The organism is Streptomyces sp. NPDC091682 (assembly GCF_044756625.1).
In the GTDB taxonomy this organism is placed as follows: domain Bacteria; phylum Actinomycetota; class Actinomycetes; order Streptomycetales; family Streptomycetaceae; genus Streptomyces.
The window spans coordinates 156,923-171,645 of record NZ_JBIVTH010000005.1 but is presented as its reverse complement, the minus strand read 5'-3'; the positions used below and the strand labels follow the sequence as shown (position 1 = coordinate 171,645).

The 14,723-nt window shown below is 71.8% G+C and carries 12 protein-coding genes and 1 pseudogene; 7 read left to right on the top strand and 6 right to left on the bottom strand.

Annotation, left to right across the window (positions count from 1 at the left end; translation table 11 throughout):
- The first annotated feature begins 45 nt into the window (after positions 1 to 45).
- Positions 46 to 816, top strand: a complete 771-nt coding sequence (locus tag ACIQK6_RS13860; protein WP_329103158.1) for a class I SAM-dependent methyltransferase — start codon at positions 46 to 48, stop codon at positions 814 to 816.
- A gap of 97 nt (positions 817 to 913) precedes the next feature.
- Positions 914 to 1,282, top strand: coding sequence for a cupin domain-containing protein (locus ACIQK6_RS13855; RefSeq protein ID WP_329103160.1), 369 nt, complete (start codon positions 914 to 916; stop codon positions 1,280 to 1,282).
- On the opposite strand, the gene ACIQK6_RS13850 is transcribed toward ACIQK6_RS13855, so the two are convergent.
- The 3 genes from ACIQK6_RS13850 to ACIQK6_RS13840 all read right to left on the bottom strand — a co-directional run bounded on the left by ACIQK6_RS13850 (position 1,272) and on the right by ACIQK6_RS13840 (position 4,434).
- Entirely contained in the window at positions 1,272 to 2,609 is a 1,338-nt protein-coding gene (locus tag ACIQK6_RS13850) for an MFS transporter (RefSeq protein ID WP_329103162.1), read from the bottom strand. The genes ACIQK6_RS13855 and ACIQK6_RS13850 overlap by 11 nt on opposite strands.
- 193 nt (positions 2,610 to 2,802) lie before the next feature.
- Positions 2,803 to 3,366, bottom strand: coding sequence for a methylated-DNA--[protein]-cysteine S-methyltransferase (locus tag ACIQK6_RS13845; protein WP_402694861.1), 564 nt, complete (start codon positions 3,364 to 3,366; stop codon positions 2,803 to 2,805).
- A gap of 123 nt (positions 3,367 to 3,489) precedes the next feature.
- The gene (locus ACIQK6_RS13840) at positions 3,490 to 4,434 is read right to left on the bottom strand and encodes a glycerophosphodiester phosphodiesterase (protein ID WP_402694860.1); all 945 of its coding nucleotides are present in this window, start codon (positions 4,432 to 4,434) and stop codon (positions 3,490 to 3,492) included.
- Positions 4,435 to 4,668: 234 nt separating this feature from the next.
- Here ACIQK6_RS13840 and uvrB point away from each other — a divergent pair, with 234 nt between their 5' ends.
- The 4 genes from uvrB to ACIQK6_RS13820 all read left to right on the top strand — a co-directional run bounded on the left by uvrB (position 4,669) and on the right by ACIQK6_RS13820 (position 10,718).
- Positions 4,669 to 6,825: an excinuclease ABC subunit UvrB gene (gene uvrB, locus ACIQK6_RS13835; RefSeq protein ID WP_329103169.1), complete on the top strand. Its 2,157-nt coding sequence runs from the start codon at positions 4,669 to 4,671 to the stop codon at positions 6,823 to 6,825.
- Positions 6,826 to 6,912: 87 nt separating this feature from the next.
- A complete protein-coding gene (locus ACIQK6_RS13830; RefSeq protein WP_329103171.1) occupies positions 6,913 to 7,491 on the top strand; it encodes a TerD family protein in 579 nt (192 codons plus the stop codon).
- A 43-nt stretch (positions 7,492 to 7,534) separates the two neighbouring features.
- Positions 7,535 to 9,496 carry a TerD family protein gene (locus tag ACIQK6_RS13825; RefSeq protein WP_329103173.1) on the top strand — a complete coding sequence of 654 codons (1,962 nt, stop codon included), beginning with the start codon at positions 7,535 to 7,537 and terminating at the stop codon, positions 9,494 to 9,496.
- Positions 9,497 to 9,734: 238 nt separating this feature from the next.
- Positions 9,735 to 10,718: a TerC family protein gene (locus tag ACIQK6_RS13820; protein WP_402694859.1), complete on the top strand. Its 984-nt coding sequence runs from the start codon at positions 9,735 to 9,737 to the stop codon at positions 10,716 to 10,718.
- A gap of 14 nt (positions 10,719 to 10,732) precedes the next feature.
- Here ACIQK6_RS13820 and ACIQK6_RS13815 read toward each other — a convergent pair whose 3' ends face one another.
- Positions 10,733 to 12,049 carry an MFS transporter gene (locus ACIQK6_RS13815; protein WP_329108041.1) on the bottom strand — a complete coding sequence of 439 codons (1,317 nt, stop codon included), beginning with the start codon at positions 12,047 to 12,049 and terminating at the stop codon, positions 10,733 to 10,735.
- A gap of 243 nt (positions 12,050 to 12,292) precedes the next feature.
- Positions 12,293 to 12,481 (bottom strand): annotated as a pseudogene (locus ACIQK6_RS13810) (MBL fold metallo-hydrolase); the annotation flags it as partial.
- Positions 12,482 to 12,496: 15 nt separating this feature from the next.
- Here ACIQK6_RS13810 and ACIQK6_RS13805 point away from each other — a divergent pair.
- Complete coding sequence (locus tag ACIQK6_RS13805) at positions 12,497 to 14,011, top strand: recombinase family protein (protein ID WP_402694858.1); 1,515 nt, start codon at positions 12,497 to 12,499, stop codon at positions 14,009 to 14,011.
- Positions 14,012 to 14,097: 86 nt separating this feature from the next.
- Here the strand turns inward: ACIQK6_RS13805 and ACIQK6_RS13800 are convergent, their stop codons facing one another.
- Positions 14,098 to 14,688, bottom strand: a complete 591-nt coding sequence (locus ACIQK6_RS13800; protein ID WP_402694857.1) for a helix-turn-helix domain-containing protein — start codon at positions 14,686 to 14,688, stop codon at positions 14,098 to 14,100.
- Positions 14,689 to 14,723 lie beyond the last annotated feature (35 nt).

Genomic DNA, 14,723 nt, shown 5'->3' with positions numbered 1-14,723 from the left:
CTCACCCGTCACACCCGTCCCAACCTGTCCGAGTAGCGTTCCCCCATGGACACGCGCGCCTTCTACGACGAGCTGGCCGACCGCTACGACCTCATCTACGCCGACTGGGAGGCGAGCACCGCCCGCCAGGGCCGGGCCCTCGACGCCCTGCTCACCGCCGCACTGGGGCCGGGACCGCACACCGTGCTCGACAACGCCTGCGGCATCGGAACCCAATCGCTGGGCCTTGCGGCGCTGGGCCATCGGGTCACCGGGACCGACCTCAGCCCCGCCTCCGTCGCCCGTGCCGCCCGCGAGGCCGCACAGCGTTCGCTCACGCTCCCCGCGGCCGTCGCCGACATGCGGGCCCTCCCCTTCGCGGACGCCTCCTTCGACGCCGTGGTCTGCGCCGACAACGCGCTGCCGCACCTGCTCACCGCCGAGGACGTGCGCGCCGCACTGGCCGAAACCCGGCGGGTGCTGCGGCCCGGCGGGCTGCTGCTGCTCTCCACCCGTCCGTACGGCGAGCTGCTCCGGGCCCGCCCGCAGAGCGAGGCCCCACGCGTCCGCACCGGCCCCGACGGGCGGACCATCACCTTCCAGCTGTGGCACTGGCACGCCGACGGGGAGCGGTACGACGTGGAGCTCTTCCAGCTCCTGCCGACAGGCGACACCTGGACCGCGCGGACGTCGAGCGCCACGTACTGGGCGCTGCCGGAGGAGGAGACGACCGGGTACGTCCGACGGTCCGGGTTCGCCGACCCGCTCTGGCACGCACCGGCGGACACCGGCTTCCACCAGCCGGTACTCGCCGCCAGGCGCCCGGCAGGGCCGTGAACGGGGCGGGCGCTGGACACGATGACTCTTCCGGCGGGCCGTTCCTGGACGCTGTGGTCACCGCTTCGCGCGGCGGGCCGCACTAGGCTGGCGCGGCATGAGCACCAGTGATCACCCCACCGCCCCCGCCTCCTTCTCCGTCTCCGTCGCGGACGTCGAACTGGAGGCGGACGACCTCGACCCCGAGCAGATCGTCTCCGGCGACCCCGTCGTGACGGGCAAGGTCCTGTGGGAGTCGGCCGACGGCAAGCAGGTGCGCGGGATCTGGCAGATCACCCCCGGTGTCGTCACCGACATCGAGGCGAACGAGCTCTTCGTGGTGGTCAGCGGCCGCGCCACCGTCGAGGTCGAGGGCGGCGGGACCCTGGAGGTTGGCCCCGGCTCCGCCTGCGTGCTCCGGGAGGGCGACCGGACCACCTGGACCGTGCACGAGACGCTGCGCAAGGCCTACCACATCAGCTACTGACGCCCTTCGCGGACGCGGACCCGGACGCGGGCGCGGGCGTGGACGCGGCCCCGGGCAGGGGGTGGCGGCGCGCGGTGAACAGTGCGAGCGCCGCCATCGGCAACAGCAGCGCGGCGCCGACGGCGTTCAGCCAGCCGTAGCCCGCCCCGGACATGATGAGCCCGGCGGCCGCTCCGCCCACGCCGGCGGCCGCGTTCATCGTGAGGTCGCTCAGCCCCTGTACGGCGGCCCGCGCGGGCTGCGGCACCGAGTCCGTCAGCAGGGCCGAGCCGGACACCATCCCGGCGGACCAGCCGAGGCCGAGCAGGAAGAGGCCGAGCGCGCTCCGGCCGTGGCTGGGCCCGGCCGTTCCGGCGAGCAGCGCGGCGACGGACAGGAGCCCGGCGGCCAGTCCGATCACGGAGAGCCGACCGAGCCGGTCCGCGAGCCAGCCCATCACGGGGGAGAAGGCGAACATGCCCGCGATGTGACCGCTGATCACCAGCCCGATGAGCTCCAGGCCGGCCCCGTGGTGACCCAGGTCCATCGGGGTCATCACCATGATCGAGACCATGGTGGTGTGCGACACGGCGACGGTGAGCAGGGCGAGCCGGGCCCGCGGCGAGGCCTTCACTGCGGCGAAGCCGGCCCGCAGCGAGCGCCCTTCGCGGGTCTGCTCCTCGGGCGCGGCCAGCGCCCGGGCCGTCAGCAGCGGGTCGGGGCGCAGGAGCACGCCGATCAGCGTGCCGGTGAGCAGGAAGACGACGGCGGCCCAGACGAACGGGCCGGCCGTCTCGGGTATCGCGGTGCCGGCGAAGCTGTGGCTGGCCGGTGCGGACAGGTTGGGCCCGAGCACCGCGCCGACGGTCGACGCCCAGACCACGACCGAGATGGCGCGGGCGCGGTGGTCCGGGGCCGCGAGGTCCGCAGCGGCGAACCGGGCCTGCAGGTTGGCGGAGGAGGCGGCGCCGAAGGCGGCCATGCCGAGCAGCAGCAGCGGGAAGCTCGCGATCGTGGCGGCGAGGACGACCAGTCCCGCGCCGACGGCGCCGATCCCGTAGGCCAGGACCAGCCCGGGGCGCCGGCCGCGCGCGTTCATCAGCGCGGCGAGCGGCAGCGAGACGAGGGCGGTACCGATCACCGCGGCGGTGGAGGCGACGCCGGACAGTGCCTCGGTACCACTGACCTCGGTGGCGAGTACGGGGGCCAGGGCGATGCTGATCGGCACGCCGAGGCCGCCGAGGACCTGGCCGGCCATGAGCACCCGGGAGGTGCGGCGCTGCAGCCGGGCCAGCTCGGGCGGGCCGAGGGGACGCACGGGCCGGTCGGTGTCGGGCGAGGCGGTCACGGCGTACACCGGCCGCGCGGGTGCGTGGCACGGGGCGCGGGGGACGCGGGGAGGCCGGGTGCGGCGGCAGGAGTAGTCACCGCCGCAGTGTGCCAGCCCTTACCGTCCGGCGGAACCGTGCCGGAGCCCGGCCGGTCCGCGGTCCGGTCCGCAGCCCGCTCCGCGAGCCAGATCCGCAGCTCAGGGCCCCGCATCAGAACAGCGGCTGCGGGAGCACGCCCTCCAGTGCGAGCAGCTGCCGCTTGGTCTCCACCCCGCCGCCGAATCCGCCGATGCCCCCGTCGTTCTCCACGACCCGGTGGCAGGCCACCACCAGCGGCAGCGGGTTCGAGCCCATGGCGTTGCCCACGGCCTGGGCGGCGCCGGGCTGTCCGGCGCGGGCGGCCAGCTCCCCGTATCCGACGACCGCTCCGTAGGGCACGGAGCGGTCCAGCTCCTGGAGCACCTGTCGGTTGAAGCCGGAGCTCAGGCGCCAGTCCAGTGGCAGCTCGAAGCGGCGCAGCGACCCCGCGAAGTATGCGGTGAGCTGGCGTATCGGTTCGGCCAGCAGCACTTCCTCGCTCGGCGCGGGACGCCGGGCGTCGGCGCCGAGCCGGGAGACGAGCGAGCGGATCATCCTGTCGACCCGGTCCGGCTCGGCATGGAATTCGACCCGGACCAGCCCTTCCGGGGTCGCGGCCAGGAGCAGGGGCCCGATGTCGCTGGCGACGACGGTCCATTCGAGGTGCGGCCCGCGGGGCCGCTCGGTGCTGTCCACGCTTTTACGGTACGACCACGCACCGACGGAGCGGTCACGGTTGTGGATGTTGGCCACATCGCCTGTCCGCGCGCCCGTCCGTCCGCCCGCCTGCCCGTCCGTCCGTCCGGACGGGGCCTGGGGTCAGAACCCGCCGACCGCGTCCTGGACCACGTCCGGGGCGTTGGTGATGATCCCGTCCACCCCCATGGCCTGCACCTTCCGGGCGGTGGCCGCGTCGTCCACGATCCAGGTGTCCACCTCCATGGCCTTGCCGTGGGCGCCGCGCAGGTCGTGCACGGCCGAGACCCAGTCGGCCGAGATCGTCGTGTGCCACGGATTGATGCGGTCGGTGAACTCCGCGTAGCGCGGCAGGTCCGCCACGGTGGGGGTGCCCAGGAAGGCCGTCACCAGGTCCGGTCGCAGCCCGTGCACGATGCGCACGGAGTCCGCGCTGAAGCTCTGCACCACCAGGCGCTGCGCGACGTGGCGCGCGTCGAGCCAGCCGGCTTCGTCCAACACCTTCAGGATCTGCTCCTCGATCCCCGGGTACAGCTCCGGCTTCTTGATCTCCAGCAGCAGCCGCTGCCGGTTGCGCTGTACCCGGTCGAGGTACTGCCGCAGGCTGGGCACGGAGGCGCCCGCGTACTCGTCGCCGAACCAGCGGCCCGCGTCCAGCACGGAGATCTCGGCCCAGGTGAAGTCCTTGACCTTCCAGGGCGCCCGGTCCGGGAACCGCTGCTCGACGTCGGTGGTCCGGGCCAGGGTGTCGTCGTGGATCACCACCAGCACGCCGTCCTTGGTGCGCTGCACGTCGTTCTCGACCCAGTCGAAGCCCATCTGCATCGCCAGGTCGATCGCGTCGAGGGTGTTCTCCGGGGCGTACGCGGAGGCCCCCCGGTGGGCGTACACGACGGGACCCCCCAGCGCGGCGCGGCCGGCTCCGGCGCCGGTGTCGATTCCCGTGCCGGTGCCGGTGCCGGTGCCGGTGGCGGGTCCGGCGGCGGCGTACGAAGCCGTCCCGCCCAGCAGGGTGAGGGTGAAGCCCAGGAATGCGGCGGCGGCCGCGGCGGCGGGTCGGACGTACATGTGCGTTCTCCTCGGGTCGTGAGCCCTGTTCCTGCGTCAGACGGGTGCGGAGCGGCAGACGTTGTGGCGATGCACTTCACGGCGATCATGGGGTTGAAGATCACCGAGCCGCCACCGAACTACGACAAACGGACCAGAACGAATGACAGCGGTTCGGGCGGCCGGCAGCGGCCGGAGCGCGCCGCCGACCCGCGGGGGCGCGTGAGTGTCAGTGGGGGGTCGTACGGTTGACCCATGCGGCCCGTATCGAAGATCGAACGCACGGTGGCGCCTTTCGAGGTCGTCAGCCCCTACCAGCCCAGCGGCGACCAGCCGGCGGCCATCGCCGAGCTGGAAAAGCGCATCCGTGCAGGTGAGAAGGACGTCGTCCTGCTGGGTGCGACCGGCACCGGTAAGTCGGCGACGACCGCCTGGATGATCGAGAAGCTCCAGCGCCCCACCTTGGTCATGGCGCCGAACAAGACGCTCGCCGCCCAGCTGGCGAACGAGTTCCGCGAGCTCCTGCCGAACAACGCCGTCGAGTACTTCGTCTCGTACTACGACTACTACCAGCCCGAGGCCTACGTACCGCAGTCGGACACGTACATCGAGAAGGACTCCTCGATCAACGAAGAGGTGGAGCGGCTGCGCCACTCCGCGACCAACTCGTTGCTGACCCGGCGCGACGTGATCGTCGTCGCCTCCGTGTCCTGCATCTACGGTCTCGGTACCCCGCAGGAGTACGTCGACCGGATGGTCTCCCTCAAGGTGGGCGAGGAGATTGACCGGGACCAGCTGCTGCGCCGTTTCGTGGACATCCAGTACACGCGCAACGACGTCGCCTTCACCCGCGGCACCTTCCGGGTGCGCGGGGACACGATCGAGATCTTCCCGGTCTACGAGGAACTGGCCGTCCGCATCGAAATGTTCGGCGACGAGATCGAGGCCCTCTCCACCCTGCACCCGCTGACCGGCGAGGTCATCAGCGAGGACCGCGAGCTGTACGTCTTCCCCGCCAGCCACTACGTCGCCGGCCCCGAGCGCATGGAGAAGGCGGTCCGCGGCATCGAGGCGGAGCTGACCGAGCGCCTAGCCGAGCTGGAGAAGCAGGGCAAGATGCTGGAGGCGCAGCGCTTGCGCATGCGCACCACGTACGACCTGGAGATGATGCGCCAGATCGGGTCCTGCTCCGGCATCGAGAACTACTCGCTGCACATGGACGACCGCGAGCGCGGCTCCGCGCCCAACACCCTCATCGACTACTTCCCGGAGGACTTCCTCCTGGTCATCGACGAGTCGCACGTCACCGTGCCGCAGATCGGCGCCATGTACGAGGGCGACGCCTCCCGCAAGCGCACCCTGGTCGACCACGGGTTCCGGTTGCCGTCCGCGCTGGACAACCGGCCGCTGAAGTGGGAGGAGTTCCAGGAGCGCATCGGCCAGACCGTCTACCTGTCGGCGACCCCCGGAAAGTACGAGCTCTCGCGCGGCGACGGCTTCGTCGAACAGATCATCCGCCCCACCGGCCTCATCGATCCCGAGGTCGTGGTCAAGCCCACCGAGGGGCAGATCGACGACCTGGTCCACGAGATTCGGCAGCGGGTCGAGAAGGACGAGCGGATCCTCGTCACCACCCTCACCAAGAAGATGGCCGAGGACCTCACGGACTACTTCCTGGAGCTCGGCATCCAGGTGCGGTACCTGCACAGCGACGTGGACACCCTGCGCCGCATCGAGCTGCTGCGCGAGCTGCGGGCCGGCGAGTACGACGTGCTGGTCGGCATCAACCTGCTCCGCGAGGGCCTCGACCTGCCCGAGGTGTCGCTGGTGGCGATCCTCGACGCCGACAAGGAGGGCTTCCTGCGCTCCGGGACCTCCCTGATCCAGACCATCGGCCGTGCCGCGCGCAACGTGTCCGGCCAGGTCCACATGTACGCGGACAAGATGACCCCGGCGATGGAGAAGGCCATCGAGGAGACCAACCGGCGCCGCGAGAAGCAGATCGCCTACAACACGGCGAACGGGATCGATCCGCAGCCGCTGCGCAAGAAGATCAACGACATCGTCGCCACCATCGCCCGCGAGGAACTGGACACCGAGGAGCTGCTCGGCACCGGATACCGGCAGGCGAAGGACGGCAAGGGCGCCAAGGCCCCGGTGCCGGCGCTCGGCGGCCGGTCGGCCGCGGGCAAGACGGGTGGAAAGGGTGCGAAGGGCGCGAAGGGGGCGGCGGGCGCCGAGGTGCTCACCGACCGGCCCGCAGCCGAACTGGCCGCCCTCATCGAGCAGATGACCGAACGCATGCGCGGGGCCGCCGCCGAGCTCCAGTTCGAGGTCGCCGCCCGGATCCGGGACGAGGTGGGCGAGCTGAAGAAGGAGTTGCGGCAGATGAAGGAAGCGGGCCTCGCCTGACCGGGGGCCGGTCAGTAGGGTTGGGTCACAGCCACAGGTACATGCTGCACACCCGTCATCGGGCGGGCCAGGGAGAGGGGACAGTACGTGACGGTCAACATGACCAAGGGTCAGGCCATCAGTCTGCAGAAGGCGGACGGAGGCACGCTGACCGCGGTCCGGATGGGCCTCGGCTGGCAGGCGGCGAAGCGTCGCGGACTGTTCGGCTCGCGGACGCGGGAGATCGACCTCGACGCCTCGGCGGTGCTCTTCGCCGACAAGCAGCCCGTCGACGTGGTCTTCTTCCGGCACCTGCAGAGCGACGACGGCTCGGTGCGCCACACCGGTGACAACCTCGTCGGCGGCGTCGGCCAGGGCGGGGACGACGAGGCGATCCTCGTCGACCTCCAGCGCGTGCCGGTGCACATCGACCAGATCGTCTTCACGGTGAACTCCTTCACCGGCCAGACGTTCCAGGAAGTGCAGAACGCGTTCTGCCGCATCGTCGACGAGACCAACGGCCAGGAGCTGGCCCGCTACACCCTCGACGGCGGCGGTCAGTACACCGCGCAGATCATGGCCAAGGTGTCCCGCGTGGGCTCCGGCTGGCAGATGACGGCCCTCGGGAACCCGGCCAACGGCCGCACCTTCCAGGACCTCATGCCGGCGATCCTGCCGCACCTGTAGCAGTACCGGACAAGAGAAGAAGGCACGGGGGAGGGGCTGCACGATGACGGCCGAACTGGTCCGGGGGCAGAACCACCCCGTGTCCCAGAGTCGGGTGGAGATCAGGGTTTCGGCGGGCACGCCCGTGCTCGCCCTGGCCTCTCTCGCCGACGAGCAGGGCCGGTTCGCCGGCAACGGGACACTCGCCCACCCGGGCGCCAGGTCCCTTCCCGGCGTCGAATCGCCGGGCGAGCTCGCCGAGCGGCACACCTTCGCCGTTGACCTCGACGAGGTCGCGGCGGACGTCCACCGGCTCGGCGTACTCCTCGTCCTCCCGCCCGGCGGCCCGGTCCGCTTCGGCGCGGTACCGGCCTCCTACGTGGCCGTGGCCGACCCGGACGGCGGCGAGCTCGCCGGCTACACCCTGACGGGGCTCGACGCCGAGACGGCCGTCGTCGCCCTGGAGCTGTACCGGCGCCAGGGTGCCTGGAAGGTCCGCGCCGTGGGCCAGGGCTACGCCGAGGGCCTCGGCGCCCTGCTCGCCGACGGCGGGCTGTCCGCCCCGGCCGCCGCGGAGCTGGCAGCCGCCGTGCTTGGCACGACCCCGCGCACCGCGGGGGCCGACGCCACCCTGGCGACCATGCCGACCCACGTCGGCGACCTGTGCGCCCCGCAGACCCCGCCGCAGGCCCCCGCGCCCGCCCCCGAACCGCCGGACCCCGTTCCGGTCACCGGACACCCGTACGCCGGTGCGCCCGGACCAGCGTCCGGTGGCGACACCGCGGGCTCCCCGCCCACCATCAGCTACGCCCACCCGCGCCGCCGCCGCACCAGTGCCGAGCCGCCCGAGCCCGCGCCGCGGGCCGCCGCACCGGAGGAACCCGGACAGCACCCGCGGCCCGTCGCCGGCGACGCCAGCGGCTGGTCCATGGAGGAGCGGCTCTACAACCAGGTCTGGGGGATGTTCGAGGACCTGGCCCGCACGGTCGCCGCCTACCGCAGCGCCGTCGAGTTCGCCGACTCCCGCATGGACCGCGAGCTCGACGAGGCTCTGTCCGACCCGCGCCACCGCCTCGGCGGCTCCGGGAACGCGGCCCGCGACACCGCGCGGGCCCGCCGCGACGAGCTCGTCGCCCAGGCCCAAGCCGTCCTCGACCGGGACCTGGCCCAGCTGATCGCCGAGTCGGAGGTGGTCGAGCCCGCACTGCCGGCCGCGTACGCCCGCTGGGACAACCCCGTCTGGCACGGTCACCGCGCGCCCGAGGAGAGCCCGCTGGCCCTGCGCCTGGGGGACCTGCACCTGCCCGAGCGGCCCGATCTGCGCGTCCCCATGCTGACCCGGGTCCCGCTGGAGCGCGGGCTCTGGATCGACAACGGCCGCACCGGATCCGAGGCCGCGATGACCATGGACACCGACCGGTTGCGCCGGGCCGCCATGGACATGGCCGTCGCCTTGGCGGTCCGCTTGCTCGCCGTCCATCCCGCGGACCGGTTCTCCGTGCACGTCATCGATGCGGCCGGGGCCGGAACCGCCTCCCTGGCGCCGCTCGTACGCGCCGGGGTGCTGGCCGGCCCGCCCGCCGCCGGGGCCACCGGGGTCACCCAGACCCTGGCGCTGCTGACCCGACGGGTGGACCTCGTACAGATGGCGCTGCGGGCCGGCGCCCCCGAGGACCTGCCGCCGGACGTGGACACGTCCGACCAGCTGCTGATCGTGCACGACTTCCCGCACGGCTTCGACGACCGCGCCGTCACTCAGCTGCGCTACCTCGCCGACGAGGGCGCGGCGGTCGGCGTGCACCTGCTGATGGTCGCGGACCGCGACGAGGCTTCGGCCTACGGGCCGCTGCTCGATCCATTGTGGCGCTCCCTGATGCGGCTCTCGCCGGTGCCCGACAACCACCTCGCCGACCCCTGGGTCCATCACGCCTGGACCTTCGAACCGGACCTGCCCCCGCAGGGCAGCAGGGTCCTCGACCAGGCACTGGACCGGGTGGCGGAGGCCCGGCGCACTACCCGTCCGTGACCATTCTTTGGTGTTCCCTTTACCTTTACCGCTTCCGGCGGGTAAGCTCGTACGTGCGGAGGGGAGTATTCCTGCTTTCCTGCTACGACGTACCCGTCAATACGGACCACTGCGGCCACACGTGCGCAGTCGGTCCCGGGGCGTCGGCCCACGGCCTCCAGGCCGTCCGGGTGGAAGAGACCTCCGGCAGCGATGACGCTGACGAAGTGCTGAGCCATCCGCCGGAGGCGTGTTCACCATGGAAGTTTCCTGGGCCCTTTGGGTCGCGACCATTCTTGGTCTGTCCCTCCTCATCGGTGCCGATTTCTTCATCGGCCGCAAGCCGCACGACGTGTCGATCAAGGAGGCCGGCACCTGGACGGTCGTCTGGATCGTCCTCGCCGCACTCTTCGGCCTCGGCCTGTGGTTCTTCGGCAACCCCCAGGCGTCCCAGGAGTTCTTCGCGGGCTTCATCACCGAGAAGTCGCTGAGCGTCGACAACCTCTTCGTCTTCGTCCTGATCATGGCGAAGTTCGCGGTGCCGTCCCACCTCCAGCAGCGCGTGCTGCTCATCGGCGTTCTGATCGCCCTGGTCCTGCGCGCGGTCTTCATCGCCGCCGGCGCCGCGATCATCGCCAGCTTCTCCTGGGTCTTCTACATCTTCGGCGCGTTCCTGATCTACACCGCTTGGAAGCTGATCCAGGAGGCCCGCAAGGACGAGGACGACGAGGAGTTCGAGGAGAACCGTCTCCTCAAGTCCGTCGAGAAGAAGTTCGGCGTCGCCGACCAGTACCACGGCACCAAGCTCTTCATCGTCAACAACGGCAAGCGCGTGCTGACCCCCCTGATGGTCGTCATGCTCGCCATCGGCACCACCGACGTGCTGTTCGCCCTGGACTCCATCCCGGCGATCTTCGGCCTCACCCAGGACCCGTACATCGTCTTCACGGCCAACGCCTTCGCCCTCATGGGCCTGCGCCAGCTGTACTTCCTCATCGGCGGCCTGCTGAAGAAGCTGGTCCACCTCAGCTACGGCCTCTCCATCATCCTGGGCTTCATCGGCATCAAGCTGGTGCTGCACGCCCTGCACGAGAGCGGCGTCCACGTTCCGGTGATCTCGATCCCGGTCTCCCTCGGCGTCATCTGCGGTGTCCTGGTCATCACCACGATCACCAGCCTGATCGCCTCCAAGAAGCAGGCGGCGGCCGAGGCCGCCGCCCGCCCGGAGAACGTCGACGCGTAACCTGATCGAAGGACCTAAGCGGGGGCGGCCGTTTCGGCCGCCCCCGTTTCCGTTGCCCGACCCGCGGCCGTCCGCTTCGACACGGCCGCCGGACCGGTCTCCGGCAGCACCGCGAAACAGACCAGGCTCACCAGGGCGATCCCGGTCAGGTACAGCGCGACGCCCCACGGCGGACCGGAACCGTCCGCCAGCGCCGTCGCCACGATCGGGGTCAGCGCCCCGCCCAGTACCCCGCCCAGGTTGTAGCCGACGGCCGCGCCCGTGCAGCGGATCCGCGGCGCGTACAGCTCGGGCAGGTACGCGGCCACCACCGAGAACATCGTCACCATGCCCACCAGAGCACCGACGAAGCCCACCGTCATCAGCAGCGGATCGGCCGTCCGCAACAGCGCCACCAGCGGGAACATCCACACCACGCAGATCGTGCACCCGATCAGGCACAGCGGCCGCCGTCCGTAACGGTCGCCGAGCACCGCGACCACCGGGGTCACCAGACCCATCACCGCGACCGCGACCATGATGCAGGCCAGCATCGCCGTGCGGCCCACCGCGAGGTGATCGGCTGCATAGGCGAGGGACCAGGTGGTGACCGCGTAGAAGACGGCGTACCCGATCGCGAGCGCCCCGCCGGTCAGCAGGAGCAACCGCCAGTGGCCTCGGAAGACCTCGGCCAGTGGGGCCTCGGCCCGCCGGTCCGTCGCGGCGAGCGCCCGGAACTGCGGGGTCTCCTCCACCGAGCGGCGCAGCCACAGCCCGGCCAGCGCCAGCACCCCGGCCGCCCAGAACGGCACCCGCCACCCCCAGGCGGTGAACTGGGCATCGGTCAGTGACGCGGACAGCCCCAGCATCAGGCCGTTGGCGAGCAGGAAGCCCACCGGCGGGCCCATCTGCGGGAAGCTCGACCACAGTCCGCGCCGCTGCTCAGGGGCGTGTTCGGCGGTCAGCAGGACGGCGCCGCCCCACTCCCCGCCCAGTCCGAGGCCCTGCAGGAAGCGCAGCAGGAGCAGGAGTACCGGCGCGGCCGTGCCGATCGAGCCATACGAGGGCACGCAGCCGACGGCCACCGTGGCGAGGCCGGTGAGCAGGAGGGAGGCGAGCAGCACCGGGCGCCTGCCGTAGCGGTCGCCGATGTGGCCGAAGACCACCGAGCCGAGCGGGCGGGCCAGGAAGCCGACGCCGAAGGTGCCGAAGGCGGCGAGGGTACCGGCGAGCGGGGAGAAGGAGGGGAAGAAGAGCGGGCCGAGCACGAGGGCGGCGGCCGTCCCGTACACGAAGAAGTCGTAGAACTCGATCGCCGTCCCGGCGAGCGAGGCCGTGGCCAGGCGCAGCATGCCGGGCCCGGCGGAGTCGTCGGCCACGGCGGGCGGGGGCTCCGGCCGCGTGGCGGAGGAAGGCACGGAGGGAGGTGCGGGGGAAGGGGTGGGGGAGGCCTCGGGGGCGGCGGAGGCCAGGGGCGGGGACGGGTCGTGTGGCATGCCGCACCAGATACCCGTTCCCCGCCGCTCAGGGCGTGGGTTCGGCCGCAAGCGACCGGAAGGAGTGCGTCGCGCCGGGAAGTTGGCGCGTTGCGGTGCCTACCAGCCCCGCTCGCGCCATTCGGCCAGGTGCGGGCGCTCGGCGCCGAGGGCGGTGTCGTTGCCGTGGCCCGGGTAGACCCAGGTCTCGTCCGGCAGCTGCTCGAAGAGCTTGTGCTGCACGTCGTCGATCAGGCTCGCGAAGGCCTTCGGGTCGTCGTGGGTGTTGCCCACGCCGCCCGGGAACCCATAGGGTTCTCTACCGTGAACACTCAGACGCTCCCGCGCCGTACCGTTGCCTTCCTGTACGCGCGGATCTCCGAGGATCCGCGCGACCGCCGACGGGGCGTCAACCGGCAGATGAGCGACCTCAGGACGTTCTCCGAGGAGAACGCCTGGGAGGTCGGCGGCGAGTACGTCGAGAACGATGTCTCCGCCCACTCGGGTGAGGAACGCCCCGAGTATGACCGGCTGATGGCCGACGCTATCGAGGCCGCCCGGGAGCCGGGGGTTCGCGTCATCGTGGTCGGATACCACCCGTCTCGCGTCTGGCGGCGCCGCGTCGAGCGCGCCCAGGCGATCGAGGACCTGCGTCACGCGAAGTGCTGGGTCGCCTTCGAGTCCGGCGGCCTGTTCAACATGGCGAAGGCGTCGGACCGGTCGCAGCTCGCCAACCTCGGGGAGTCGGACACCGCCGAGTCAGAAGTGAAGTCGGAACGCGTCGCCCGCGCCGCCCTGGAGCGCGCGCAGGAGGGCCGGGCGAACGGGCCGGTTGCATACGGGTGGAGGCGTCAGTACGAGTACGACGCCCGCGGCCAGGTCGACGGGTTCCATGACGTCGAGGACCCCGAACAGGCCGCCGTCGTCCGCGACATCGTCACCCGCCTGTTGTCCGGGGCGAGCCTGATCGGCATCACGGCCGACCTGAACGCGCGCGGGGTGCCGGCGCCCGGTGCGGGGATGCGACTCAAGCGGCGGGCGGTCGGGCAGAACGCTGACGGGTCGCTGTGGAACAAGACCTCCGTCAAGAAATTGGCGCTGCGCCCGGCGAACGTGGGGCTGCGCGTCCACCAGGGCGTGGAGTACAAGGCGGCTTGGCCGGCGCTCGTCACGGACGAGCAGCACGCGCAGCTGCGAAACCTGTTCGCGGAGCGGGCCGTCGTGCGGGAACTGCCGGGGGCGAGGAAACACCTGCTGACGTGGGGTGAGGTCGCGACGTGCGGGCCGTGCGGGTCGGTGCTCCGGGTCGCGATGAAGGGGAACGCGTCGCGGGGCCGGAAGCAGCCGACGTACGTCTGTGACGCGGGTGGCTGCGTCGGCCGGAATGAGGAGGCTCTCGACCGCTACGTGGGGCGCGTCGTCGTGGGGGTGCTGACCCGGCCGGAGGCGGCGGAGGTGTTCCGCGGGGACGACTCGGCGGCCCTGGCGGCCCTGGAGCGGGCGGAGGGGTTGAAGGCACGTCAGGAGGCGGCGGCGGACGATTACGCGGACGGGATCATCACCCGCGAGCAGTTGCGGCGGATCACGGCGAAGCTGGCGAAGCGGATCACGGAGGCACAGACCGAGGCGCGGCGGTTGCGGCCGGCCTTCGACCTCGGCGCGTTCGACGGCCTCGTGGGCCCGAAGGCCGGGGAGGCATGGGAGGCACTCGCGGTGCCGCAGCAGAGGCGGGTCCTGGACGGCTTGGGGCTGCGGGTGAAGGTCCACCCGGCGGCGCGGCGCGGCCCGGGGTTCGACGAGACCACCATTGCACTCCGTTGGGAGCGCGCGGGCGTCTGACCCGGGCGGGGCACGGGTGCGGCCTCCGGGGTGTCCCGGGGGCCGCATTGCCGTTCCGGCGGGCGCGGGGAGGGTGGTCGGGCCGGTCAGTCGTCGTGGTTGCCGTGCTGGTCGAATTCGACCGGCTCACCGGTGCCGACCTCGACCAGCTTCCCGTCCGGGCCGCGCTGGTAGTACCCGCGGCCGCCGGAGTCCTCGATGTGCGCCGCCCTGCTGGCCGCTGACCGGCTGTAGCTCCGGATCCCAAGGGGCCGGGCGTAGCGCTGGAAGTCGGCGTTCGCGGTCCCGTCGTCGCCCTCGGGGACGGTGAGCGGGCGCCGGCCCTCGGCCCACCCCCATACGAACGTCGCGTCGACCGTGCCGGCGCCCGTCAGGCTGATGCTCCCGGATCCCTGGTGGGGGAGCAGCAGGGCGTTCGGGTTCACGCCCAGCGCCGCGGCGAGGGCGGTCAGGTCGTCGACGTCGATACGGCGGACGTTCTTCGGTGGCTCGGCGCCGGCCTCGGGGGTCCGCCCGTTCTCGATCTTGTTGAGGGCGTCGGCGCTGAGGCTGTGCCCGCGCCGCTTGAGGTCGGCTGAGAGTGCGCGGAGGCTCAGCCCTCGCGCCTCGCGCAGCCTGCGGAGATTGTCCGCGACGGCCCGGGAGGTCGGGCCGAGGTCCATGGGTCCTGTCGCCATAACCGCGACAGTAGCTGTCGAGATTTCCGAGACAC

What these genes read in the sequence shown, in the direction of transcription:
- ACIQK6_RS13860 (WP_329103158.1), top strand. Translation starts at nt 46, where the DNA reads ATGGACACGCGCGCCTTCTACGACGAGCTGGCCGACCGCTACGACCTC.
- ACIQK6_RS13855 (WP_329103160.1), top strand. Translation starts at nt 914, where the DNA reads ATGAGCACCAGTGATCACCCCACCGCCCCCGCCTCCTTCTCCGTCTCC.
- ACIQK6_RS13840 (WP_402694860.1), bottom strand. Translation starts at nt 4,434, where the DNA reads ATGTACGTCCGACCCGCCGCCGCGGCCGCCGCCGCATTCCTGGGCTTC.
- uvrB (WP_329103169.1), top strand. Translation starts at nt 4,669, where the DNA reads ATGCGGCCCGTATCGAAGATCGAACGCACGGTGGCGCCTTTCGAGGTC.
- ACIQK6_RS13825 (WP_329103173.1), top strand. Translation starts at nt 7,535, where the DNA reads ATGACGGCCGAACTGGTCCGGGGGCAGAACCACCCCGTGTCCCAGAGT.
- ACIQK6_RS13820 (WP_402694859.1), top strand. Translation starts at nt 9,735, where the DNA reads ATGGAAGTTTCCTGGGCCCTTTGGGTCGCGACCATTCTTGGTCTGTCC.
- ACIQK6_RS13815 (WP_329108041.1), bottom strand. Translation starts at nt 12,049, where the DNA reads ATGCTGCGCCTGGCCACGGCCTCGCTCGCCGGGACGGCGATCGAGTTC.
- ACIQK6_RS13800 (WP_402694857.1), bottom strand. Translation starts at nt 14,688, where the DNA reads ATGGCGACAGGACCCATGGACCTCGGCCCGACCTCCCGGGCCGTCGCG.